The organism is Microbulbifer maximicatervae (SeqCode) (assembly GCF_056232625.1).
In genome coordinates, this window is sequence record NZ_CP174324.1 from 4,738,861 (window position 1) to 4,759,577 (window position 20,717).

Genomic DNA, 20,717 nt, shown 5'->3' on the forward strand with positions numbered 1-20,717 from the left:
GGCACAGCGGCGTGGGGGAGGAATCAGGTTTTGATGCGGTATCCGGTGCGGAAAATCCACCAGACGGTGGTGAGACACAGCACCAGAAAGAGCAAGGTCATGCCGATACTCAGCCCCAGGTTAACATCGGCTACGCCGTAAAAAGCCCAGCGGAAGCCGCTGATCAAATAAACTACCGGGTTGAACAAGGTAATTTTTTGCCACATTTCCGGCAGCATACTGATCGAATAAAATGCACCGCCGAGAAAAGTGAGCGGCGTAATAATCATCAGCGGAATAACTTGCAGCTTCTGAAAGTCATCGGCCCAAACTCCGATAATAAATCCGAACAGGCTAAAAGTGACGGCAGTCAGCGCGAGGAATGTCAGCATCCACCAGGGGTGTACAATTTCGTAATCCACAAAAAAGCGAGCGGTCAGTAATATCAACAGCCCCAATAAAATGGACTTTGTCGCTGCGGCACCCACATATCCTGTGACGATTTCGAAGGAGGATATGGGAGCGGACAGTACTTCATAAATGGTGCCGGAAAACTTAGGGAAAAATATTCCGAAAGAGGCGTTGGATATACTCTCGCTGAGCAGTGCCAGCATAACCAATCCTGGAATAATAAAGGCCCCGTAACTGACCCCGTCGATATCCCCCATACGCGATCCAATCGCCGCACCAAAGACAATAAAATAGAGAGATGTGGAGAGCACCGGTGAGGCGATGCTCTGCATCAGGGTGCGCCAGGTGCGGGCCATCTCAAACTTATAGATGGCGCCAATTCCATACCAATTCATGCCTGTGCCTCCTTACTGAGCTGCTCTTCCCGTTCAAGGCGGGCACCGTGAACCAAGTTGACGAAAATTTCCTCCAGGGAGCTTTCCCGGGTGTGTAAATCGCGGAATTCAATATTGGCGGCATTTAAACGGCGCAGAAATTCCGCAAGACCAGTGTCTTCGCTTTTGATATCAAAGCGATAAACTAGCTGGCTGCCATCGCTGCTGAGACTGAGTGGCAGGTCAGCAAGACTCTCTGGAATTTGTTGCAGTGGTGTGGGCAGTTGCAGGCTGAGTTCTTTCTCCCCCATTTTCTTCATCAGTGCATTTTTCTCCTCAACCAGAACCAGTTGGCCGTGATTGATAACACCGACACGATCGGCCATTTCCTCGGCCTCTTCGATATAGTGGGTGGTGAGGATAACGGTTACTCCCGACTCTTTCAGTTCGCGCACCATTTGCCACATATCCTGGCGTAGCTCCACATCGACCCCGGCGGTGGGTTCGTCGAGGAAGAGTACATTGGGCTCGTGGGATAGCGCTTTGGCGATCATCAGCCGGCGCTTCATTCCTCCTGAAAGCGTAATAATTTTGTTATCTTTTTTCTCCCATAGGGATAGCTGCCGTAGAATTTTCTCCAGATAGGCGGGATTGGGAGCCTTGCCGAATAGACCGCGGCTGAATTTCACTGCCGCCCAAACGGTTTCAAAGGCATCGGTGGATATCTCCTGGGGCACCAGACCAATCTCATTGCGGGCATTGCGATAGTCCCGCTGAATATTGTAACCATTGACGGTGACCTCACCGCAGCTTGGATTTACGATGCCGCAGATAATGCTGATCATGGTTGTCTTGCCCGCACCATTGGGGCCGAGCAAGGCAAAGAGTTCTCCCCGCTGAATTTCCAGGTCGATATTCTTCAGGGCGGTAAACCCCTCGGCATAGGTTTTTCCCAAGCCTTTGATGGAAATAATCGATTCCACTTTTTCTCCTTGCCAAAATTACCGTACGGCTTTGGTTGTGTGTTGTCAGGTGGATTTATCGGGCAGAAAGGAGGAATACCTTTCCCGTCGGATCAGTTTCCCGATCCCAGCCCGGAAGTATATGCCAATGAGAATTCTTTTTTAATTTTAATGATGTATATCAAAGCTGCGCTGGAGGCGGCGAACATCAAAATTAAAGCCATGGATGAGAATGCACTGGAATATCCCATTTTATCAATCCAGGGCTGGCTGATGAAAGGCGAAATAAATTGCCCAAGAAAAATTCCAGTTGTCAGAAATCCCGCAGTTTTCCCTCTTTTTGACTCCGGAGCAGACTCGAGAGCCGTAGAAAAGATATGTGGTATCAGAGTACCCATTCCAAGTCCATAGAGGGCAATAAAAGCAACTATTTCCGTCAGGTTTTGAGCGCCGGCGAGCAGCCCAAAACTGGCGGCCATAATAGTAAAGCTTGCGATAAAAACGCCGAGCACTCCCAGTTGATTCCGGGCTCGCCGGTAAATCAGTAATGAGGCGATGGCTCCCATAACATTGCTGGAGGCGATAGCCATAGCAATAAGGCTGGGTGAGGAGATTTCTATCTCGCGCAAGTAAAACGGGATCTGAGTTGGAATCAGGGTAAAAGCCAGGCTATTTAAAGTTGCCGCCGCCAGTAGTGCATAAAATGCAAGCGGGTTAGCCTGCTTTTCTTTTTTTGGGTCTCTGTGCTTGAAAGGCCTTATTCGCACGGGCTCCCAAAGGAAAATTTTAACTGCTGGAACTAGTAGTAAGGCCAACAAGTAAATTGCGAAGGGGGCGCGCCAATGTAAGCTGGCCAGTAGTCCGCCCAGGGTTAGAAATACGACCCCACCGATACTGATAAAAGTACTCTGCTGGCTCAAATAAGTTAGGCGTTGCTCCCGGCTGAAATAATCCCCCACCAGGGCTGTTACCGAGGTCATTGTTCCGGCCACGGCAACTCCCAATAGTAGGCGGCTAGTCAGGATACCTGCGAGATTATCCTGAAATAGGGCTAGTAGACCGGATAGTCCATAGAGTACCAGGGCTGCTTTCAATAATTGCAGGCGGCCATGGCGATCAGCAATCCAGCCTGCTAATGGAGCGCAGAGGGCGATGCTCAAAGCGGGCAAGGTCACTACCAGTCGGCTCCACAAATCACTATTGGGTGTCCCTGAGAAATACTGCTGCAGTGCAGGTAGTGACGGGGCTACAGTGGCCCCCGACATGATAGTGAGTGCTGCCAGGCACAGTAATGTGATACGGCTCTGAGACGGTATCCCGCTGGTCGTGTGCTTCATGATTATTAGTCGCTGCTTCTAGGTCCCAGGGTTTCTCTTCGCGGTATGTCCAGACTCGCGTATCTCAGTAGCAAATTTGGGGTTCAGGCTTGCAGCTGCCACTAGTAGTAAGAACAGGTTGGGGTTGGCTTGACCGGCTGGTTGCGCAACGCCGTTTGCTTGGTGCTTTTCCATCACTTTTCTCCCTCGCTTGCATTAGGTTGCGCAGCAGTGTAAAACCTCAACTAATGTTTAGGTCAATGGTTGGTGGGCGTTTTTATGGCAGCTGAAGAATCGGCCGAAAAAGGAGCGGTTAAGTCAAAGCAAATCAAGCGGGAGCTGACTGTTGGCGAAGTGGCCGAGCGCAGCGGCGTGGCAGTCAGCGCCCTGCATTTCTATGAAAGCAAAGGCCTGATTGCCAGCTGGCGGACCTCGGGAAATCAAAGGCGTTACTCGCGGGATGTGTTGCGCCGAGTGGCCATTATCAAGGTGGCACAGAGCACCGGTATTCCCCTGTCAGAAATACGCGAGGCCTTCGGGGAACTTCCTAATAAGCGCACTCCCAATGCGGGGGATTGGTCATCACTCTCTTCTCACTGGCGTGAAGAGTTGGATCAGCGTATCCAGCAGTTAACCAAGTTGCGCGATGACCTTGAGGGATGTATTGGCTGTGGTTGTTTGTCTATGCAGAAATGCCCTTTACGGAATCCCGGGGATGAAGCTGCGGAGCAGGGAGGGGGAGCTCGCTATTTGGATTTGACCGAGTAGAAAAGTAGTAGCAATACACGAGTACTGCTACCAACTCCCAAGGCGTACTTTTATCGCGCTAAAAGGTTGCTAGCAGTTTTCCGGCGTTCACTTCAGGAGAAAATCTTCTCGTAAAATGCCAGTGTTCCCCGCCAAGCGTCATCAGCGGCTTCACGGTTATAGGCCAGCGGCAGGCCGAACTTTTCTCCCCGGTCTGTTGCACAGGGGTTGGTAAATCCATGTAGAACCCCCGGGTAACTGACCAGAGTTAATTTGGCTTCGGATTCCTGCATCTCAGTAACAAACTGGCCGACCTGGTCCGGTGGAACCATCACATCGGCGCCGCCGGTGTAGACCTGTATTTCAGCATTAATAGGTTTGTTTTGTGCGGGGGTACTTCTTGCCAGGGCGCCGTGGTAACTGACTACGCCGCGCAAGTCCACGCCGACTCGAGCCATAGCGAGTACGACTCCGCCGCCAAAACAATAGCCCTGAGCTGCGACCTGGTCCGGGTCTGCTTGGGGCTGCTGCTGGAGCAGTGATAATGCTGTGCGGAAGCGCGCTTCAAGGGCCACCGGGTCCTTCAGGGCTTCATCTCTGAACTGTTGTGCCTCTTGTGGATCATCGGTCTGTTTGCCTGCGCCAAACATATCCACTGCAAAAGCGAGGTAGCCGCAGTTGGCCAGTTTCTCCGCCTGCTCGCGCACAAAGGCATTGTGACCCCACCATTCGTGTACCAGTAAAACCCCCGGCCGTTTGTCACTGATATTTTCATCCCATGCGAGATATCCGCAAAAAGTATCCCCGTTTACGGTGTAGTCAATTACTTCCGCTTCCATAGTGAGTCGCCTGGCTGATCGAGAAAGAGTCGTTGGGAAACCGGTAAGGGCCCGGCTACTCCGCAAGCGTGGCACAAACTTCAGTTGTTGCCAGTGGGTGGTCCTTTCAGCTCAATCACATTGTCCTCGGGATCTGAGATGTAAATTGACAGGCCAATTCCATCGGCACCAAAGCGCTCTTCTGCTGGCGAAAACTTTACCTGTTCCTGCGCTAAAAAGGCTTGAATACTCTCCGGATTAAAGGGTTCAACCCGGAAGCAAAAATGATCCAGGTTCCGCCCTTCCTTTCCTGGTGCTGCTCCCCCTCTCTGGCCTATAGGTTTATCAACTGGCACTAAATCTATCATGCAAGTGCCTGCGCGGAGTTGGTAGAGGCCAATATCATCCCGTTGGCGCACAATGCTGCATCCAAGAATATTTTGGTAAAAGTCGAGCATGGGTTTTAGAGATTGGACACGCAAGACAATATGGTCAATATGGTGGAGCTTAATCATAGGCAGCCCAAGCTTAGTTTTTACTAAGACTAGGTGGACCCTAAGGTAGTTGTCGAGTGAATTAAATGTTAGAGATTTTTTAGTTAATCTGTAAAAGCCTGGCTGTAGAGAAGGTAGGTAGCGCAAATAATCAGAAGGCTCCCCATGGATCTGTTAAATATTTTGCGCCGGTATTGACTCTCTAATAGTAAGCGAGCCCGATCCCCGGCAATAGCCCAAAAACTTAATGATATGTAGCAAACCAGAAAGTAAACCAGGGTGAATGTGAGTAAATTGCTGTGGTTATCGCTGCTGGAGAAAATAGCCACTCCAGAAAGGCAGGCGATCCAGGCCTTTGGGTTAAGCCATTGCAATAAAAATCCTTGGTAGAAACGTGGCTCTTGTAACCGCTCAATGTCCGCATGTTTAGTAGGTGCAGCCGCTGTTTGGTAGCCGATAAAGGCCACATAAATTGATCCTGGTATCGCAACATATCGTAGTAACTGGGGATAAATTTCTATTACCTGATAGAGCCCAAGGCCTATAGCTGCAAGTAACAGTGTAAAGCCTATTGTGGCTCCTGATACAAAGGGCAAGGTGCGGATAAATCCATAATTCACCCCAGAGGAAATGATAAGCATATTCACCGGCCCCGGTGTAATGGACATAGCCAGGGAAAACCCAAACATAGCAAGAAGTAGTGACATTCGCTGCTCCTGGCAGTTATCAATTGTTTGGAGACTTTAATGGCCTGGTAGGAAAATGATTAGATACTTAAAACTGAAATATATTGTTTATAAAAATTTACTTACTAAAAAGGGAGAAGGAAAGAATACACTGCGCTCGGGACCCTATGAGGCATGGATGCCGATTAGGAACTTACAGGGATGTATTTACTGCGTGTCTCGAGTGCGGTGTATTCTTTCCTTCCACCCCAGTAGTAAGTATGGACGAGTGTGCTGCATGAGACTGGATGCCGATTACGTGCTAACAGCAATATATTTACAGATCTTCGCGAGAGCGGTGTATCCTTTCCTGTTGACCCAGAAGTACCTTTAGAGAATTCATAGGGAGTTGCTATTGTGCTAAAGGATATTCGCTATTTACTGGTGTTTGCCAAGGTTGTGGAAAGCGGCTCTTTTAGAGGCGCTTCTTCGGAACTGGATATTTCTATCGCCAGCGTCAGTTCGTATGTGGCGAGGTTGGAGGAAAGTCTTGGCGTTGCGCTCTTGTATCGCAATACCCGCAAGTTGTCCCTGACCGAAGATGGGGAAAAGATTTATAAAACGGCACAGAATATATTGGATTTGTATGCCGATGGTCTCGGAGAATACAAAGCGCGAGAGGAACACAGTATCAGTCGGCTTAAAATTGCAATCCCCGCCGTTTTGATCCACAGCCGCTTGCTGAGCAAAATAGTGGGCTTTGTCCGGCGGGATCTGGGTATTCATTTACAGCTTCAATGCAGCGACCAGCACGAGGATGTAATTGGCGGTGGTTTTGACTTGGCAATTCGCCTGGGTAATATGCCTGACAGCAATTTGAAAGCGCGTAAGATATTTGAATTGGAACGGGTGTTAATTGCCAGTGGGGATATGCTGGATCGCTATGGTTTTCCGGGTCATCCTCGCGACCTTGCAGTCTGGCCGTGGATTGGGCTGACAATGCGGCCCAATCACCGGCAATTTCTACATCGGCAGCAGGGCGAATATGAAGTTAGCTACACCCCGGTAGCGACTGTCGACAGTGTTGAAGCGGCTTATCGACTGACGAGCTGCGGCCTGGGACTATCGGCGCCACCTCGATTTTTAATAAGCGCACAGGATGATGTACAAGAGTTATTGCCAGACTGGCAGCTTCCGAATTTACCCGCCTATGCAGTTAGACCTTCAAACGGAGTCTCTGAAGGCCCTATACAAAAATTGATTGATTATTTGGCCGATAGTGATACCCAGCTGGCCGCCTGCCATCCTCGCGATTTAGCGCAAAAGCTAGCTGAAGAAGCGGTTGATTAATTGTCCAGGAAGGTTCTCAATAGTTCGGTAGAGGCCTCTGCCGTCAAGGTTGGTCACTTGCGGGCAGAGGTCCTTTTATTCATGGGGGAATTTAAAACCTTACTGCGGAATAAATTCCTGAACCATATTTATTTGGGCATTACTGCTTATTTCTACCGGATCTTGCTTTACCGGAGTTGACTCCATGGATGTGTCTTCAGAAGCGTTAACTGTGCGAATAATGCTGGAAATTTCTGGTTTGCAGGAACCGCAGTTGGTACCGCAGCCAAGGGTTTCTCCCAATGCTTCGACGGTGTTAATGCCTTGGGCGATGGCCTCCTCTATCTGTGGCCGGGAAACCTGGAGGCAGGTACAAATCATCTTCACACCGGGCTTTATGGGATGAAGCAGTTGCCCCGGTGATTCAGGCAGGGGAGTGGCCAGGTAGCTTTCCAGGTGCTGTCGGCTGGGTAATTGGTGCCAGTCTCTACCAGAGAAAATCAGAAGTTTTAAGCTATTATCGTAGGCGATCCAGCGCTGACTTTTAGGGGTAACCAATTCCTGCCAGAACAATTGGCGCTGCTCGTCCATTATCTTGGATGCCAGTTCCCGCCCGTGGATAAGTTGGTTTGCGGCAATTTCATAGCGAAAGCCATTTTCCAAGGGGACTCGATACCAGTGTAGGATACTGCTGTCGTTGGACTGCTGTAACCAATCCCATACTCTAACGGCAGTCTCTTCGGCACAGATCATTGTGGCAAAGTATTCAGCTGCCAGGGGACTGACACTAACGGGAACCTGTTTGAATTCAGGTTGACCGGAATAGGGATCAATACTGGAGTCCGCCAGGGCACTGGGCTTGGAATCCTGTGAGAAGGTTTCACTCCAGTGAATGGGGGCAAAGATCTCCCCTCTTTTTTGCCCTCCGTTGAGTGCGGCGCGGCCGACCATTTTAGATGAGGCACTGTTTAACCGAACTAATTCCCCATCTTTAACCTGGAAGCGAGCGGCATCCTTGGGGTTTATTTGTATTTCCGGCAGTTCGCTGTGATCGAGTAATTTTCTTACCCGCCCCGTTCGAGTCATGGTATGCCACTGGTCGCGCATACGGCCGGTATTGAGCCATATAGGATACTCGCCACTGATCTGCTGTTCCGGAGGCTGCGGCGCTATGGGGATAAAGCGTGCACGCTTGTCCGGGGTAAAAAACTGTCCACTGGTGAATAAGCGTTTGCACCCAGCCGGGTGCTCCTGATTGACCGGCCACTGTACCGGGGCCAGTGCATCGTATTCACTGCGATTGATATTGGCGAGTGCGGAGATATCGAAAGCCCTGGAGCCGTGGTTTTCGAAGCCGGAAAGCTGGGCGTGCTCACGAAAAATATCGGCGGGGTGTGAATAATTAAACTGATCTCCATAGCCTAAATGTTGAGCCAGTCCGCACAGGGCTTGCCAGTCGTGGCGAGCTTCTCCCGCTGGGGATAAAAATCCACGTTGCCGAGAGATACGTCGTTCTGCATTGGTGACAGTGCCGTTTTTTTCTCCCCAGCCTGTTGCGGGAAGTAGCAAATCGGCGCAGCGAGCGGTATCGGTATTGGCAATGCAGTCGGAGACAATAACCAGCGGGCATTTCTGTAGCGCAGCTTTGACTCTATCGGCTTCGGGCATACTGACGGCGGGGTTAGTAGCCATAATCCAAATGGCTTTAATTTTTCCGCTTTCTACCGCGCGGAACATATCCACAGCCTTCATTCCCGGCTTGGTAGCAATTTGATCGGAATTCCAGAATCGTGATACCCGGTCAATATCCTGCTCGTTAAACTCCATATGCGCGGCGAGGGTATTGGCAAGTCCGCCCACCTCGCGTCCACCCATCGCGTTGGGTTGGCCGGTAATAGAAAATGGCCCTGCACCAATTTTGCCCACGTGTCCGGTGGCTAAATGGCAGTTTATGATTGCGTTGTTTTTATCAGTGCCGCTGCTGGACTGATTGATTCCCATGGAATAAAAACTAATGGTCTTTTCTGTTGCTGCAAATGCCTGAAAAAATTCCAATAGTTTTTCGATAGATATGCCACAGGTGGCCGCAGTTAATTCTGGTGACCAGTCTTGAGCCGCAGCTAAGGTATCGGCAAATCCCTGTGTATGATTTTTTATGTAGTCGGTATCTAGATAATAGTGCCGGCTGAGAAAACGCAGAAGTCCATTGAATAGTGCCGCATCAGTGCCGGGTTTAATTGCCAGGTGCAGATCTGCCATTTCACTGGTAGCGCTGCCACGGGGGTCGATAACGACAAGCTTTGCAGCACCTGCCTGCATTCGCTGGAATAAGATCGGATGTGTCCAGGCTGCATTGGAACCGATAAGCACGATAAGTTCAGCCTGTTCCAGATCCTCATAGGAACAGGGTACCGCATCGGCACCAAATGCGCGTTTATATCCCACCACCGCAGAGGCCATACAAAGTCGGGAATTGGTATCAATATTGGCAGAGCCAATAAATCCCTTCATTAACTTGTTGGCCACATAGTAGTCTTCGGTGAGAAGCTGACCGGACAGATAAAAAGCTACAGAGTCAGGGCCATGGTCGCGAATTGTCTGTTTAAAGGCATCGGCCATATAAGAGAGCGCAGTATCCCAGTCACAATCTTTTCCGTGCAGGCGAGGGTGTAGGAGACGGCCGTGTTCGCCCAGCGTTTCGCCGAGCGCAGAACCTTTAACGCACAATTTGCCGAAATTTGAAGGGTGCTGGGAATCGCCACTAACAGTAATCGCTGTAGTATTTGCGCGCTCTTCCCTGTTAACCGAAACCCCACAACCGACACCACAATAGGGGCAGGTAGTGCAGGAGCGGTGCGCGCTCAGAAATTCCTGTACTGCCATTACTGTAGCTTATTGTTGCCGATGTAAACCGTGTTCCCACTAAATGCCAGCGGGTAGGTGGCAAGCTTGATATCGCTGTCTTCCATGCAGACTCCATCGCTAAGGCGGAAATGGTTTTTATACATTGGGGAAGCAATGGTTAATTCCCCTTCCAATTCCGCAATAATTCCTCTTGCAATCACACCAGCTTGTGCGATTGGGTCCCAGTTGTCAACGGCATAAAGCTGTTGTTCCTGGTCGGGTAAAAAAAACAGGGCGATGCTTCTTTGATAGACAGTTTTAGTCACTGTATTCAAAGCCTTCGTTGGGTATACGGAGGTATCGCCCCAAAGCGCACATACCCCAGAGTTGGTGACCAAATCTGATCGCTGACAGATTGGAGACCATTGGGGGTGGGTTATGGCAACTGAATTTGAGGGAGTTTCTTGCAGGGCAGCCAGGCTCATAATAATTTCCTCACAATGGATGGAAAGGATTCAAAAGCAATTTATTAATAAAGGTATAACTGGCGGCTTGCGCCGCCGGGTGAAGCTTTAGGCGGATTCGGCTGTTTCCACTAGCTCGTCAGTGGTCGCCGGACGCGGTTGTCCGCGCTCTTTAACGAAAACAATCTTTTCGTCGGTTTCGTTGCTATTAACGAATTGACGGAAGCGCTTGAGTTTTTCCGGATCGTTAATGGCTGTTTTCCATTCGCATTGGTAGGTGTCTACTACTCGGGCCATCTGGGCTTCCAGCTCGGCACAAATCCCCAGCTTGTCATCGATAATGACTTCGCGCAGGTAATCCAGGCCGCCGTCAAGATTTTCCAGCCACACAGATGTGCGCTGTAATTTATCGGCGGTGCGCACATAGAACATCAGGAAACGGTCGATATAGCGGATAAGAGTTTCGTCATCCAGGTCAGTGGCGAACAAATCTGCATGGCGGGGGCGCATGCCGCCGTTGCCACAAACAAATAGATTCCAACCTTTTTCAGTGGCGATAACCCCGACATCTTTGCTTTGAGCCTCAGCGCATTCACGGGTACAGCCGGAGACAGCCATTTTTATTTTGTGTGGAGAGCGCAATCCCTTGTAGCGGTTCTCTACTTGAAGGGCCATTGAAACGCTGTCCTGAACCCCAAAGCGACACCAGGTGCTACCAACACAGGACTTAACCGTGCGCAGGGATTTGCCGTAGGCATGGCCGGTTTCAAATCCGGCATCAATCAGCTCTCGCCAAATTTCCGGTAGCTGCTCCAGGCGCGCGCCAAACAAGTCGATACGCTGGCCACCGGTAATTTTGGTATAGAGGTTGTAGCGTTTGGCCACTTCGCCGATCACTATTAATTTTTCCGGTGTGATCTCGCCGCCGGGAATACGCGGAACTACAGAATAGCTGCCGTTTTTCTGCATATTCGCCATAAAAGTATCGTTGGTGTCCTGTAAGCCGACATGAGTCTGCTCCAGAATATGTTCATTCCACAGGGAGGCAAATATGGATGCGACCGCAGGTTTACAAATTTCACAGCCGCGCCCTGAACCGTGTTTACTTAATAATTCACTAAAGGTTTTTATTTCTTCCACCTGGATAATGTGGAATAACTCCTGGCGGGAGAAGGGGAAGTGCACGCATAAGTGATTGTTCACTTCCATGCCGAGCGCCGCTAGCTCTTCATCGACAATATTTTTCAGTAGCCCAGCACAACCACCGCAACCTGTAGATGCTTTTGTTGCATCCTTGACATCAGCCAGTGAGTGGCAGCCACCGGCAACGGCGTCGATAATCTGGCCTTTACTTACATTGTGGCAGGAACACACGGTAGCCGACGCGGGAAGTGTAGCGGCACCCAGCCCGGGAGCTGCGCCATCGGTTGCCGGTAAAATTAATTGTTCCGGGTGTTCGGGCAGATCAATATCGTTGAGGTGATATTGCAGCAGGGTATCGTAGTCATCCGTATCCCCCACCATCACCGCACCCAGCAGCTTTTTGCCCTCGCTATCGGTGATCATGCGTTTGTAAACACCGCTCTGCTCGTCTACAAAAGTAATAGCGGCAGCGCCGCTGGTGCGACCATGGGCATCGCCAATAGAACCGACCTGTACACCCAGGAGTTTCAGCTTGGTGCTCATGTCAGCACCGTTAAAGCTCTCCTCTCCACCGGTCAGTTGAGCGACAGCAGTACGCGCCATGCTGTAACCGGGAGCGACCAGGCCAAAAATTTTCTGATCGTAAAGCGCGCATTCGCCGATAGCGAAAATATTCGGGTCTGAAGTACGGCAGTTGCTGTCAATTACGATCCCGCCGCGTTCGCCAACTTCCAGCCCGCTAGATTTTGCCAGTTCATCCTGGGGGCGAATGCCTGCGGAGAAAACAATCATATCGGTAAGCAGTTCTTTATCTCCCTTGAACTGCATACGCAGGCGGCCGCCTACTTCTTCAATCAATTCCGTGGCAGTACTGGTGTGTACCTGAACCCCGAGTGCTTCAATTTTTGTTCTTAATAGGGCTGAACCACCTTCATCCAACTGAGTGGCCATAAGGCCTGGGGCGAACTCGACAACGTGGGCTTCAAGTCCCAGGGCTTTCAGGGCATTGGCAGCTTCCAGGCCCAGTAGGCCACCGCCGACAACTACACCACTTTTTGCACTGGCGGCAATCGAGCGAATGGAATCGAGATCTTCCAGGGTTCGATATACAAAGCAGCGCTGGTGTTGATGACCGGGTATTGGCGGAACAAAAGGGTAGGAGCCGGTGGCAAGTATTAATTGGTCGTAAGAGTGGCTGGCTCCACTTGCCGCAGTAATTGTTTTATTGTCCCGATCAATTTGCACCACCTTGTCATTGAGCAGGATATTAAAACCCCACTGCTGATACTGCTCCAGGTCTCCCATGGACAGGTCTTCAGCTGTGCGTCCGGCAAAGTATTCGGAAAGGTGGACCCGGTCATAAGCGGGACGGGGCTCTGCACAGAATATGGTGATATCAAACTGGTTGGCGTATTGATGGTTGGCGAGCTGTTCCAGGAAATGGTGCCCGACCATACCGTTGCCAATCACAATCAGCTTTTGAGGTTTAACATTTGCCTTCATTTACAATCCTGCCGTCTCAATTCGTTTTATTCGGCAGGAAGAGGGCCCGTCTGAAATGGCAAGGGCGTCTCCTCTTCTGCCGAAGAGTACAGGCGCCGTTGCCTCGTAATGGGGGAATAATTTGTTGGTAATTAAATACATTCAATCTCTATGCCAATTTTATTTTTAGTAATAAAGGGGGTTTGGCCTGATTGTCCACAATTTTTGCGACAAAGTGGTGCATTTAATTAATTTTCTGCGCTGTAAATGTGCTTATTCAAATCTTATGTATTAGCGCCAAAAGAAGTAGAGCAGATGAGAGAGCAGTAGAATTAAAGTTAGTAGCTGCCAGACAAGAACCGGATTTCTTTCTAGCAGGGGGCGGCTTTGGGGGGCTTTAAAATCTGGGCTGGGAGATTGCAGATCCTGGATAAATTCTGACAATGCGTTGTAGCGCTTTTTAGGATCAGGAGCACAAGCCTTTTGTAGAGCGCTATCAATCCAGTAGGGAATATCTTTGCGGTGTGCGGATGCGCGAGTAAAGCGCATTTGGTTATAGCTCTTTAAACGGTAGTGGTAGCTACCAAAGCGCTCGGGATAGGGATATTTGCCCGTGAGCAATTCATAAGCAATGATTCCCAGGGAAAAGATGTCTGATCGATGGCTGGCGCTATCCCCAAAAAAGAATTCCGGAGCTGCATAATTCTTACTGCCGGGTGCTGTTTCACCAGATAGATGTAATTGCTCTCTGAGCCCTGGGCCATCGGCACCACCGAGATCAATGATTACCAGGCGCCCGTCGTTGCGCATCATAATATTCTCTGGCTTGAGATCGCCGTGAACGATCTCCAACCGCTGTAAACTTCGCAACGCACTAACCAGTTGTGCCATTAGCTCCCGCACTTGGGGAATTTGAGGTTGTGGATTTAATTGCATCCACTGACGCAAAGTCTGTCCTTCGATATATTCGAGAATATGATAGAGACAGTGCCTTTCAGAAAAGGGAGCAAAAACTCTAATAATTCCTGGGTGGGAGATTCGTCGCCCGGTCCACTCCTCAGCAATAAATCGCTCGATGTAGTGGGGGTCATCACAGAAATTAACTGAGGGAGTTTTTATCACCCGCAATACTTCGGTATTGAGGTCTCGGGCCAGATAGAGATGGCTGCGGCTGCTGGCATGTAATTCCTGTAAAACAAGGAAGTTGTCGAGCTTTTGGCCTGGGCGCAGGTCAGGTGCGAACGGGAGTTCGCGATTGCGCATAGCCAATTCATCGCACTGGGGCAGCCCTACATAATTTATCCGGCAAGTGACAGCAGTCAGGTTATCGGTGGAGCCCGCTTTCAGAGCAGCATCAATAAGCCCTTGGGGGGTTGAGCTGGAAAAATTAAGCAATAGCTCAATTAACTCTGTTTCAGGCAGAAAATCGTGAATACCATCGCTACTCACCAGGAAAATATCCCCGGGTTGCAGTTCCTCACAGCGGTAGTCCACCTCAATATGGGCATCCATTCCCAGGGCGCGGCTCAAAAAGGTGCGTCCAGGTCCGAGGCTGTGGCTGTGATCGCTACTCAAGCACTCTAATTTTCTGTTGCGTAGTCGGTAGATCCGGGAGTCGCCGATGTGAATCAGGTGTGCGCTGGTGCCTTTGAAAATAACGGCAGAAAAAGTGGTCAACCAACCTCGTTTAATTTCGGCACTGCCGCCACTCTGTCGAAACAGCCAGCTATTGAGTGAGTGCAAAACCCGCGCAACAGAGTGCTTTGTCGACCAGGTTTGCGGGGTGCTGTAATAATCGGAAAAGAATCCATTGATGGCAGCGCGGGCTGCTTCACCGCCGGCTTCTGCATTGGCAACACCGTCGGCTACTGCGGCAAGGCTGCCGTGGCGCTGTAATTCAGCGCCTTCGGGAAGCCTCACTGCGCAGGCGTCGTCATTGTGTTGGCGAAGTCCAGCGCAGGAGGCAGTGAACAGTTGCACGGCATCTTCTTTATCGCCCTGCGAACTGTCACTGGCAGCGAGCCCGGATTCTTCTGTGCTCGCTGCAGTGGGTAGATCGTTATTAGGCAACATCGATCATGGATACGCTGCCATCGGGGTGTACTTCTGCCATTTGTCCCTCCGGTTCTTCCAGTAGAAGCAGGGCGGCAAAGCCGAGCAATGCGGTAGCGCAGATTACCAGGAAAAAGGTCTGGTAAGACACCATGCTGAGAACGGTGAGATAGAAAACGGCTCCGACATTGCCGTAGGCGCCAGTCATGCCGGCAATCTGCCCGGTAAGGCGGCGTTTGATCAAGGGCACCACTGCGAATACAGCGCCCTCACCAGCTTGCACAAAAAAGGAGCAGGCCATGGCAGCGGCGACCGCTAGGTACAGGGGCCACTCGGCATCGATCATGCTCATAGTGAAGTAACCCAGAGCCAGGCCAGCGGTGAGGATCAGCAGGGTAGACTTGCGGCCCCAGCGGTCACTAATCAATCCGCCGGCAGGGCGTGACATGAGGTTCATAAAGGCATAGGCGGAGGCCAGCAAGCCAGCTTTTACCGGGTCTAGTGTAAAGGTCTCGGAGAAGAATAGGGGCAGCATGGAAACCACAGCCAATTCGGAACCGAAAGTCGCGAAGTAGAGCAGATTCAAAACTGCCACCTGCTTAAACTTGTATCGGTGTACCGGTGCTGGTGGGTTGCTGAGTACTTCACGGTTAATACTGTAGGTTTTATACGCGTCGAGAAGATACAGTAATACCAAGCCTGCATAGATCAGGTTGGCGGTAAGGTTGGATATTAATGCAACGCCGCTGGATAATTTCCAGGTTAGCAGAGCCAGTGCCGCATACATGGGCACTTTCATCACCAGAAGCAGGATAAAATCCCCGGGACTGGTGACTTCCATAGCTCCAATTTTTTTTGGCTTGAAATAGGTTGACCCCTTGGGCGTATCAGTCACAGAGAAGTAATAAACTACGCTGTAAACCAGTGCGATTGCGCCGGTGAGGCCAATGGCATAGCGCCAGCCGTCGTCACCGCCAAAAAACAGGGCGATGGTGGGTAGGGACATGGCCGCTGCGGCTGAGCCAAAATTTCCCCATCCCCCGTAAATACCCTCTGCGGTACCCAGCTGTCGAGCCGGGAACCACTCGGACACCATTCGGATACCTACGACAAAACCTGCACCAATAAAGCCCAAAAGGAATCGGCCAATGGCTGCCTGCACAAAATTGTCTGCCAGGGCAAAAATAAAGCAAGGCACACTGCCGATTGCCAGTAATAGCGAATAGGTGAGTCTGGGGCCATATTTATCAGTGAGCATCCCGATTACAATGCGTGCGGGAATTGTCAGGGCCACGTTTAAAATAAGTAGGGTTTTGACCTGGTCCGGAGTTAATGAAAGGCTTTTCGCAATTGCCATTAGCAATGGTGCGTGGTTAAACCAGGCAAAGAAAGTGATAAAGAAGGCCACCCAGGTTAGGTGGAGCACTTTTATCTTCCCGCGGAACGAGAATAGATTGAGTGAGTCACTGGACATGCGCATTTCCTTTGTTTGCTAATTCCGCAGGCACAAAAAAAGCCCACAGCTGCAGCCGCTTGACTGCAGACGATGGACTTCGTTGCCCGTTATATTCGGCGAACAACCGCTTCACCGCGCTGATGCGCCTGAGGGAAGGCAATTGCATCATCGAATTATTTCCATTCAATTAATGTGCCACTATTTTTTTGCGAGCAGAAAATCCACTGTCTGCCGGTAGAGGTCTGGACGATAGGCTTCTGCTGCACGGAGCGTCGAACTCCCCAGGTCTGAATACATCTCCAGCAGTTGCCGTGCTTTTTCCTGAGTTGGGCGCCCGCAGTCGTTATCAATATGGGCAAAGAGGTGCCAGCCGGGATTGGCGAGAATTTCTCGGTCCCGGTGGTAGAGAATCTGGTCATTGAGGGAGCGCTGAATCAGCGCCTCAGGCAAGTTGAGGTATTGCCCCAGGGACAAGAGCTTGGCAGCTTCGGCTCTGTTTGTGCGTGCGGCAAGCCAGGTACAGGCTTTGAGAAGAGCGGCCCTTAGGGCTAGGTGGGTCGCAGGGTTGGCTTGGTGCCAGCTCTCAGTGACGGTCAGCACTTTTTCCGGCATAGCAGGCAGCAGTGTATTACAGGCTGCAATAACCACGCCGGACCCTTTGTGGGCGGCTAGGGAGTTCCAGGGTTCGCCTACACAATAGCCATCGATAATGCCACTGTGGAGGTTTTCCAGCATTTGTTCAGGCGGTAATACCACCAGTTTTATATCTCGGTCCGGGTCGATATCGGCAGAGCGCAACCAATATCTTAATTGCAAGCTATGACTGGAGAATGGATAAACCGTGGCGAGCCTGACAGTAGGTGGGTATTTATTGTCGTGCAGGTAGCGCTTTAGCGCCAAGGCGATATCACTTTGTGAGTCACCTTCACAGTAATTTTGCAGACGTTCGAATAATTCTGCGGAAAGGGTAATAGCATTACCGTTGCAGCTAAGAATTAATCCACTTAACAAGCGTTCGTGGCAATTGGGTAACGCTTGTTCAAGTGTCAGGGGCATAGGAGCGAGCATTGCTGCAGCATCTGCTTTGCGCGCAATTAACTTGTCTCGCAGGGTGGCCCAGCTTGTTTCTTTTTGCAGCTGTACCTTTAATCCATATTCTTGGAAGTAGCCTAGCTCCTTGGCGACAATCAGCGGTGCGCTGTCGGTCAGGCGCAGGTAAAGCAGTTTGATGGTCTTTTTTTCCGGGCACAGAAGGGCTGACATCGGTACTCTAATGCTCTTTCTGAAAATATTGGATTACTTGCTCGGCAACTGTATGGATGGTCGAGTTGCTGTTCATCGCGAGATTGCGCAAGGTCTTATGGGCATCCTCTTCACTGAGGTTCTTCTTGGCCATTAATAGGCCTTTGGCCCGCTCGATCGCTTTTCGCTCTGTGAGTTGCTGCTGGGTGCGCTCAAGAGACTGACGCAATTGCTGGAAATGTTTAAATTGTGCCATAGCGATTTCTATCGCCGGTGCCACGCGCTCAGGAGTCATTCCCTCGGCCATATAAGCGCTTACTCCGGAGTCGACCGCGCGACTAATAAAGTCTGCGTTCCCGCTACCTGAAAACATAGCCACTGGGGTTGGCGCCTCACGATTGACTATGGCCAGGCTTTCCAGGATATCCCTGTCCGGGGATTCGATGTCTATCAGCACAATATCTGGACGGTATTTTTCCACTTGGAAGAGGAGTCCCTCGGCACTATTGATCTGGGCGAGAATACTGTAGCCAGCAGCACGTAATCGCTCACAAACCAAGCGGGCGCGCTCGGGATTGTCATCGACCAGCATGATTCCAGGGCTTGGATTAGTCACAATTTACTGCGGCACTCATCTAATAATTTTTATTGGGCTTTACCAACTTTTAATCAATAGTTGTGCCAAATACGCAGAGGTGGGGGAGTGGATGTATGCCTCTAATTCCATGAGATAAATCTGATGTTACTGCTTTTTCCTGGTGCGACATTCTGCGGATATTGTTTTTTTTGCACAAGTAGGGGGCTAGTACATATTTTTCAGGCAGAAAAGTGTGACTTGGTACTATGGAAGCAAAATCATCTGCACATTTGTGGTTTGCGTGAATAGACTGTCACATGGCGCGTTATTTTTTATTATAGGTGTAATGTGATAGTCGCCTTTATCGACAATATTTAACTAATACGGTGTGTTTGGTGATCTATTTGCGGTTATTAAAAATAGTCAGTTACCCCTAAATTTTTGTAGTTTTTTGTTTGTTTGTAGGTGGTCACTCCACTGTGGGGATTTTCTTGGGTTGAAAATTCATGGTGAATTGAGCGGTAAGGCCATTTAAAAAGGAAAACTCCTTATATTTTGGATAAACAAATAGCAATTTAACTTCAGGGAAAAGGTTTCGAGCGAGACTAATTTTTGCTTATTTCTTTCAGGTCTATATAGCCAATTTAGGATATATAGTCTTATTAATTTCACCAATTACGGCTATCAGGTTATCCCTCTTTTCATCCCCTTTGACGACGTTTACACTCGATCTGTTTATAAATTGGGCAATCCAATACTTTTTGAGGTAGATGTAGCTGTAAGTTCATAAAATCAACTAAGAGGGGCACGGCGGTGATTATAGCCATACCTAGAGAGACCGCAGAGGGAGAAGCACGTGTTGCAGCGACTCCCGATAGCGTAAGACGATTACGCGATTTGGGTTTTTCCGTAGCGGTGGAGAAGGGGGCTGGTAACAGGGCCAGTTTTACTGATGAAGCTTATGCTGAAGCCGGTGCAGAAATCCGTGAGGATATGCAACAGTGCCTGGCTGATGCGGGCATAGTATTAAAAGTACAAGCACCAAATGATCAAGAGTTGGCCCTGATTCCCAAAGGGGCTACGCTGATCGCCTTTCTGAAGCCGGCACAAAATGCCGAGTTCCTACAGAAGCTTGCCGAGCGCGATATCAATGCGCTAGCGGTCGAGTCGATTCCAAGAATTTCCCGCGCGCAAAAAATGGATGCGCTCAGCTCCATGGCAAATATTGCCGGCTACCGTGCGGTTGTGGAGGCTGCTCATAATTTCGGTCGCTTCTTTACCGGGCAGATCACAGCTGCAGGAAAAATTCCCCCGGCAAAAGTGCTCGTTATTGGCGCTGGTGTAGCGGGGCTCTCAGCGATAGGTACGGCAAAAAGTATGGGCGCCATAGTGCGGGCCTTTGATACCCGTGCCGAAGTGCGAGAGCAAGTGGAATCCATGGGGGCTGAATTCCTTACCGTAGAAATCGAAGAAGAAGGCTCGGGCTCCGGTGGTTATGCCAAGGAGATGTCCAAGGAATTTATCGAAGCTGAAATGGCGCTGTTCCGCGAGCAGGCCAAAGAAGTGGATATTGTGATCACTACTGCCTTAATTCCGGGAAAACCCGCTCCGAAATTATGGCTTGCTGATATGGTTGACAGTATGCCTAAGGGTTCTGTCGTTGTGGATTTAGCGGCAGAAATGGGCGGTAACTGTGACTATACAGTGCCCCATGAAAAAGTGGAGCAGAACGGCGTCACTATTCTTGGTTATACCAACCTGCCCAGTCGAGCCGCGGCACAATCCTCGCGCCTGTATTCAACCAATCTCGCTCACCTGCTTGGGGAGCTAACTCCAGAGAAAGATGGTGAGATTAATCTCAATTTTGATGATGAAGTGATTCGTGGAGCCACAGTGGTTAAATCTGGTGAGATTACCTGGCCTCCACCCGCACCAAAAATTTCTGCTCAGCCCAAGCCATCGGCGAAAGCTACTGAAGAAGTGAAAATTGTTGAGGAGAAAGCTGAGAAACGAAAATCTCCCGTATCTATTTTTGCATTTTGGGCGATCGCGGCAATCTTATTATTGTGGTTGGGGCGCGTGGCACCTCCTGATTTCGTCTCGCACTTTACCGTATTTGTCCTGGCAATATTTGTTGGTTGGCAAGTGATTTGGAATGTTACCCATGCGCTACACACTCCTCTAATGAGTGTTACTAATGCAATTTCCGGCATAGTGGTTGTTGGTGCGTTAGTGCAGCTTGGGATTGCCAATTCGGGTTTGGTGAGCCTGCTTGCTTTCATCGGCGTGTTGGTGGCCAGTATTAATATATTCGGTGGTTTCTTTGTGACCTACCGTATGTTGAAAATGTTTCGCCGGTAAG

General features: G+C 50.1%; 17 protein-coding genes. 3 read left to right on the forward strand and 14 right to left on the reverse strand.

All coding sequences use genetic code 11. From position 1 onward, the window contains the following. Window positions 1–23: 23 nt before the first annotated feature. The 4 genes from ACJJI6_RS20635 to ACJJI6_RS20650 all read right to left on the reverse strand — a co-directional run bounded on the left by ACJJI6_RS20635 (window position 24) and on the right by ACJJI6_RS20650 (window position 3,237). On the reverse strand, window positions 24–785 hold the full coding sequence (locus ACJJI6_RS20635; RefSeq protein ID WP_413663248.1) for an ABC transporter permease: 762 nt from the start codon (window positions 783–785) through the stop codon (window positions 24–26). Next, window positions 782–1,747: an ABC transporter ATP-binding protein gene (locus ACJJI6_RS20640; protein ID WP_413663247.1), complete on the reverse strand. Its 966-nt coding sequence runs from the start codon at window positions 1,745–1,747 to the stop codon at window positions 782–784. The genes ACJJI6_RS20635 and ACJJI6_RS20640 overlap by 4 nt, the downstream gene beginning before the upstream one ends. Window positions 1,748–1,839: 92 nt before the next feature. Then, window positions 1,840–3,063: an MFS transporter gene (locus ACJJI6_RS20645; protein WP_475711929.1), complete on the reverse strand. Its 1,224-nt coding sequence runs from the start codon at window positions 3,061–3,063 to the stop codon at window positions 1,840–1,842. Between the two features lie 18 nt (window positions 3,064–3,081). Next, a complete protein-coding gene (locus tag ACJJI6_RS20650) occupies window positions 3,082–3,237 on the reverse strand; it encodes a hypothetical protein (RefSeq protein ID WP_444915586.1) in 156 nt (51 codons plus the stop codon). A gap of 84 nt (window positions 3,238–3,321) precedes the next feature. Here ACJJI6_RS20650 and soxR point away from each other — a divergent pair, with 84 nt between their 5' ends. Further along, entirely contained in the window at window positions 3,322–3,810 is a 489-nt protein-coding gene (soxR, locus tag ACJJI6_RS20655) for a redox-sensitive transcriptional activator SoxR (protein ID WP_282931344.1), read from the forward strand. A gap of 92 nt (window positions 3,811–3,902) precedes the next feature. On the opposite strand, the gene ACJJI6_RS20660 is transcribed toward soxR, so the two are convergent. The 3 genes from ACJJI6_RS20660 to ACJJI6_RS20670 all read right to left on the reverse strand — a co-directional run bounded on the left by ACJJI6_RS20660 (window position 3,903) and on the right by ACJJI6_RS20670 (window position 5,808). After that, a complete protein-coding gene (locus ACJJI6_RS20660; protein ID WP_475711930.1) occupies window positions 3,903–4,628 on the reverse strand; it encodes a dienelactone hydrolase family protein in 726 nt (241 codons plus the stop codon). Between the two features lie 80 nt (window positions 4,629–4,708). Next, window positions 4,709–5,122 carry a VOC family protein gene (locus ACJJI6_RS20665; RefSeq protein ID WP_282931346.1) on the reverse strand — a complete coding sequence of 138 codons (414 nt, stop codon included), beginning with the start codon at window positions 5,120–5,122 and terminating at the stop codon, window positions 4,709–4,711. 83 nt (window positions 5,123–5,205) lie between these two features. Further along, window positions 5,206–5,808, reverse strand: coding sequence for a LysE family translocator (locus ACJJI6_RS20670; RefSeq protein ID WP_475711931.1), 603 nt, complete (start codon window positions 5,806–5,808; stop codon window positions 5,206–5,208). Window positions 5,809–6,183: 375 nt separating this feature from the next. On the opposite strand from ACJJI6_RS20670, the gene ACJJI6_RS20675 reads away from it, so the two are divergent. Next, complete coding sequence (locus ACJJI6_RS20675; protein WP_475711932.1) at window positions 6,184–7,116, forward strand: LysR family transcriptional regulator; 933 nt, start codon at window positions 6,184–6,186, stop codon at window positions 7,114–7,116. A 99-nt stretch (window positions 7,117–7,215) separates the two neighbouring features. Here ACJJI6_RS20675 and ACJJI6_RS20680 read toward each other — a convergent pair whose 3' ends face one another. The 7 genes from ACJJI6_RS20680 to ACJJI6_RS20710 form a co-directional block, all read right to left on the reverse strand. Further along, window positions 7,216–9,978: a nitrate reductase gene (locus ACJJI6_RS20680; RefSeq protein ID WP_475711933.1), complete on the reverse strand. Its 2,763-nt coding sequence runs from the start codon at window positions 9,976–9,978 to the stop codon at window positions 7,216–7,218. Continuing rightward, window positions 9,978–10,424, reverse strand: a complete 447-nt coding sequence (gene nirD / locus ACJJI6_RS20685) for a nitrite reductase small subunit NirD (RefSeq protein WP_282931350.1) — start codon at window positions 10,422–10,424, stop codon at window positions 9,978–9,980. Before nirD ends, ACJJI6_RS20680 begins: the two co-directional genes overlap by 1 nt. 87 nt (window positions 10,425–10,511) lie before the next feature. Beyond that, window positions 10,512–13,049: a nitrite reductase large subunit NirB gene (nirB, locus tag ACJJI6_RS20690; RefSeq protein WP_475711934.1), complete on the reverse strand. Its 2,538-nt coding sequence runs from the start codon at window positions 13,047–13,049 to the stop codon at window positions 10,512–10,514. A gap of 270 nt (window positions 13,050–13,319) precedes the next feature. Next, complete coding sequence (locus ACJJI6_RS20695; protein ID WP_475711935.1) at window positions 13,320–15,101, reverse strand: bifunctional protein-serine/threonine kinase/phosphatase; 1,782 nt, start codon at window positions 15,099–15,101, stop codon at window positions 13,320–13,322. After that, on the reverse strand, window positions 15,091–16,554 hold the full coding sequence (locus ACJJI6_RS20700; protein WP_444940816.1) for a NarK family nitrate/nitrite MFS transporter: 1,464 nt from the start codon (window positions 16,552–16,554) through the stop codon (window positions 15,091–15,093). Before ACJJI6_RS20700 ends, ACJJI6_RS20695 begins: the two co-directional genes overlap by 11 nt. Before the next feature lie 180 nt (window positions 16,555–16,734). Then, a complete protein-coding gene (locus tag ACJJI6_RS20705) occupies window positions 16,735–17,799 on the reverse strand; it encodes a CmpA/NrtA family ABC transporter substrate-binding protein (RefSeq protein WP_475711936.1) in 1,065 nt (354 codons plus the stop codon). Window positions 17,800–17,806: 7 nt separating this feature from the next. Then, complete coding sequence (locus tag ACJJI6_RS20710; RefSeq protein ID WP_475711937.1) at window positions 17,807–18,394, reverse strand: ANTAR domain-containing response regulator; 588 nt, start codon at window positions 18,392–18,394, stop codon at window positions 17,807–17,809. 774 nt (window positions 18,395–19,168) lie between these two features. Between ACJJI6_RS20710 and ACJJI6_RS20715 the strand changes: the two genes are divergently transcribed. Next, entirely contained in the window at window positions 19,169–20,716 is a 1,548-nt protein-coding gene (locus tag ACJJI6_RS20715; protein WP_475711938.1) for a Re/Si-specific NAD(P)(+) transhydrogenase subunit alpha, read from the forward strand. Window position 20,717: the final 1 nt, after the last annotated feature.

Excerpts from the sequence above, each read along its gene's own strand:
- ACJJI6_RS20645 (WP_475711929.1), bottom strand. The coding sequence starts at position 3,063 with ATGAAGCACACGACCAGCGGGATACCGTCTCAGAGCCGTATCACATTA.
- ACJJI6_RS20665 (WP_282931346.1), bottom strand. The coding sequence starts at position 5,122 with ATGATTAAGCTCCACCATATTGACCATATTGTCTTGCGTGTCCAATCT.
- nirD (WP_282931350.1), bottom strand. The coding sequence starts at position 10,424 with ATGAGCCTGGCTGCCCTGCAAGAAACTCCCTCAAATTCAGTTGCCATA.
- ACJJI6_RS20700 (WP_444940816.1), bottom strand. The coding sequence starts at position 16,554 with ATGTCCAGTGACTCACTCAATCTATTCTCGTTCCGCGGGAAGATAAAA.
- ACJJI6_RS20660 (WP_475711930.1), bottom strand. The coding sequence starts at position 4,628 with ATGGAAGCGGAAGTAATTGACTACACCGTAAACGGGGATACTTTTTGC.
- ACJJI6_RS20680 (WP_475711933.1), bottom strand. The coding sequence starts at position 9,978 with ATGGCAGTACAGGAATTTCTGAGCGCGCACCGCTCCTGCACTACCTGC.
- ACJJI6_RS20650 (WP_444915586.1), bottom strand. The coding sequence starts at position 3,237 with ATGGAAAAGCACCAAGCAAACGGCGTTGCGCAACCAGCCGGTCAAGCC.
- ACJJI6_RS20635 (WP_413663248.1), bottom strand. The coding sequence starts at position 785 with ATGAATTGGTATGGAATTGGCGCCATCTATAAGTTTGAGATGGCCCGC.
- nirB (WP_475711934.1), bottom strand. The coding sequence starts at position 13,049 with ATGAAGGCAAATGTTAAACCTCAAAAGCTGATTGTGATTGGCAACGGT.
- ACJJI6_RS20705 (WP_475711936.1), bottom strand. The coding sequence starts at position 17,799 with ATGTCAGCCCTTCTGTGCCCGGAAAAAAAGACCATCAAACTGCTTTAC.
- ACJJI6_RS20670 (WP_475711931.1), bottom strand. The coding sequence starts at position 5,808 with ATGTCACTACTTCTTGCTATGTTTGGGTTTTCCCTGGCTATGTCCATT.
- soxR (WP_282931344.1), top strand. The coding sequence starts at position 3,322 with ATGGCAGCTGAAGAATCGGCCGAAAAAGGAGCGGTTAAGTCAAAGCAA.
- ACJJI6_RS20695 (WP_475711935.1), bottom strand. The coding sequence starts at position 15,101 with ATGTTGCCTAATAACGATCTACCCACTGCAGCGAGCACAGAAGAATCC.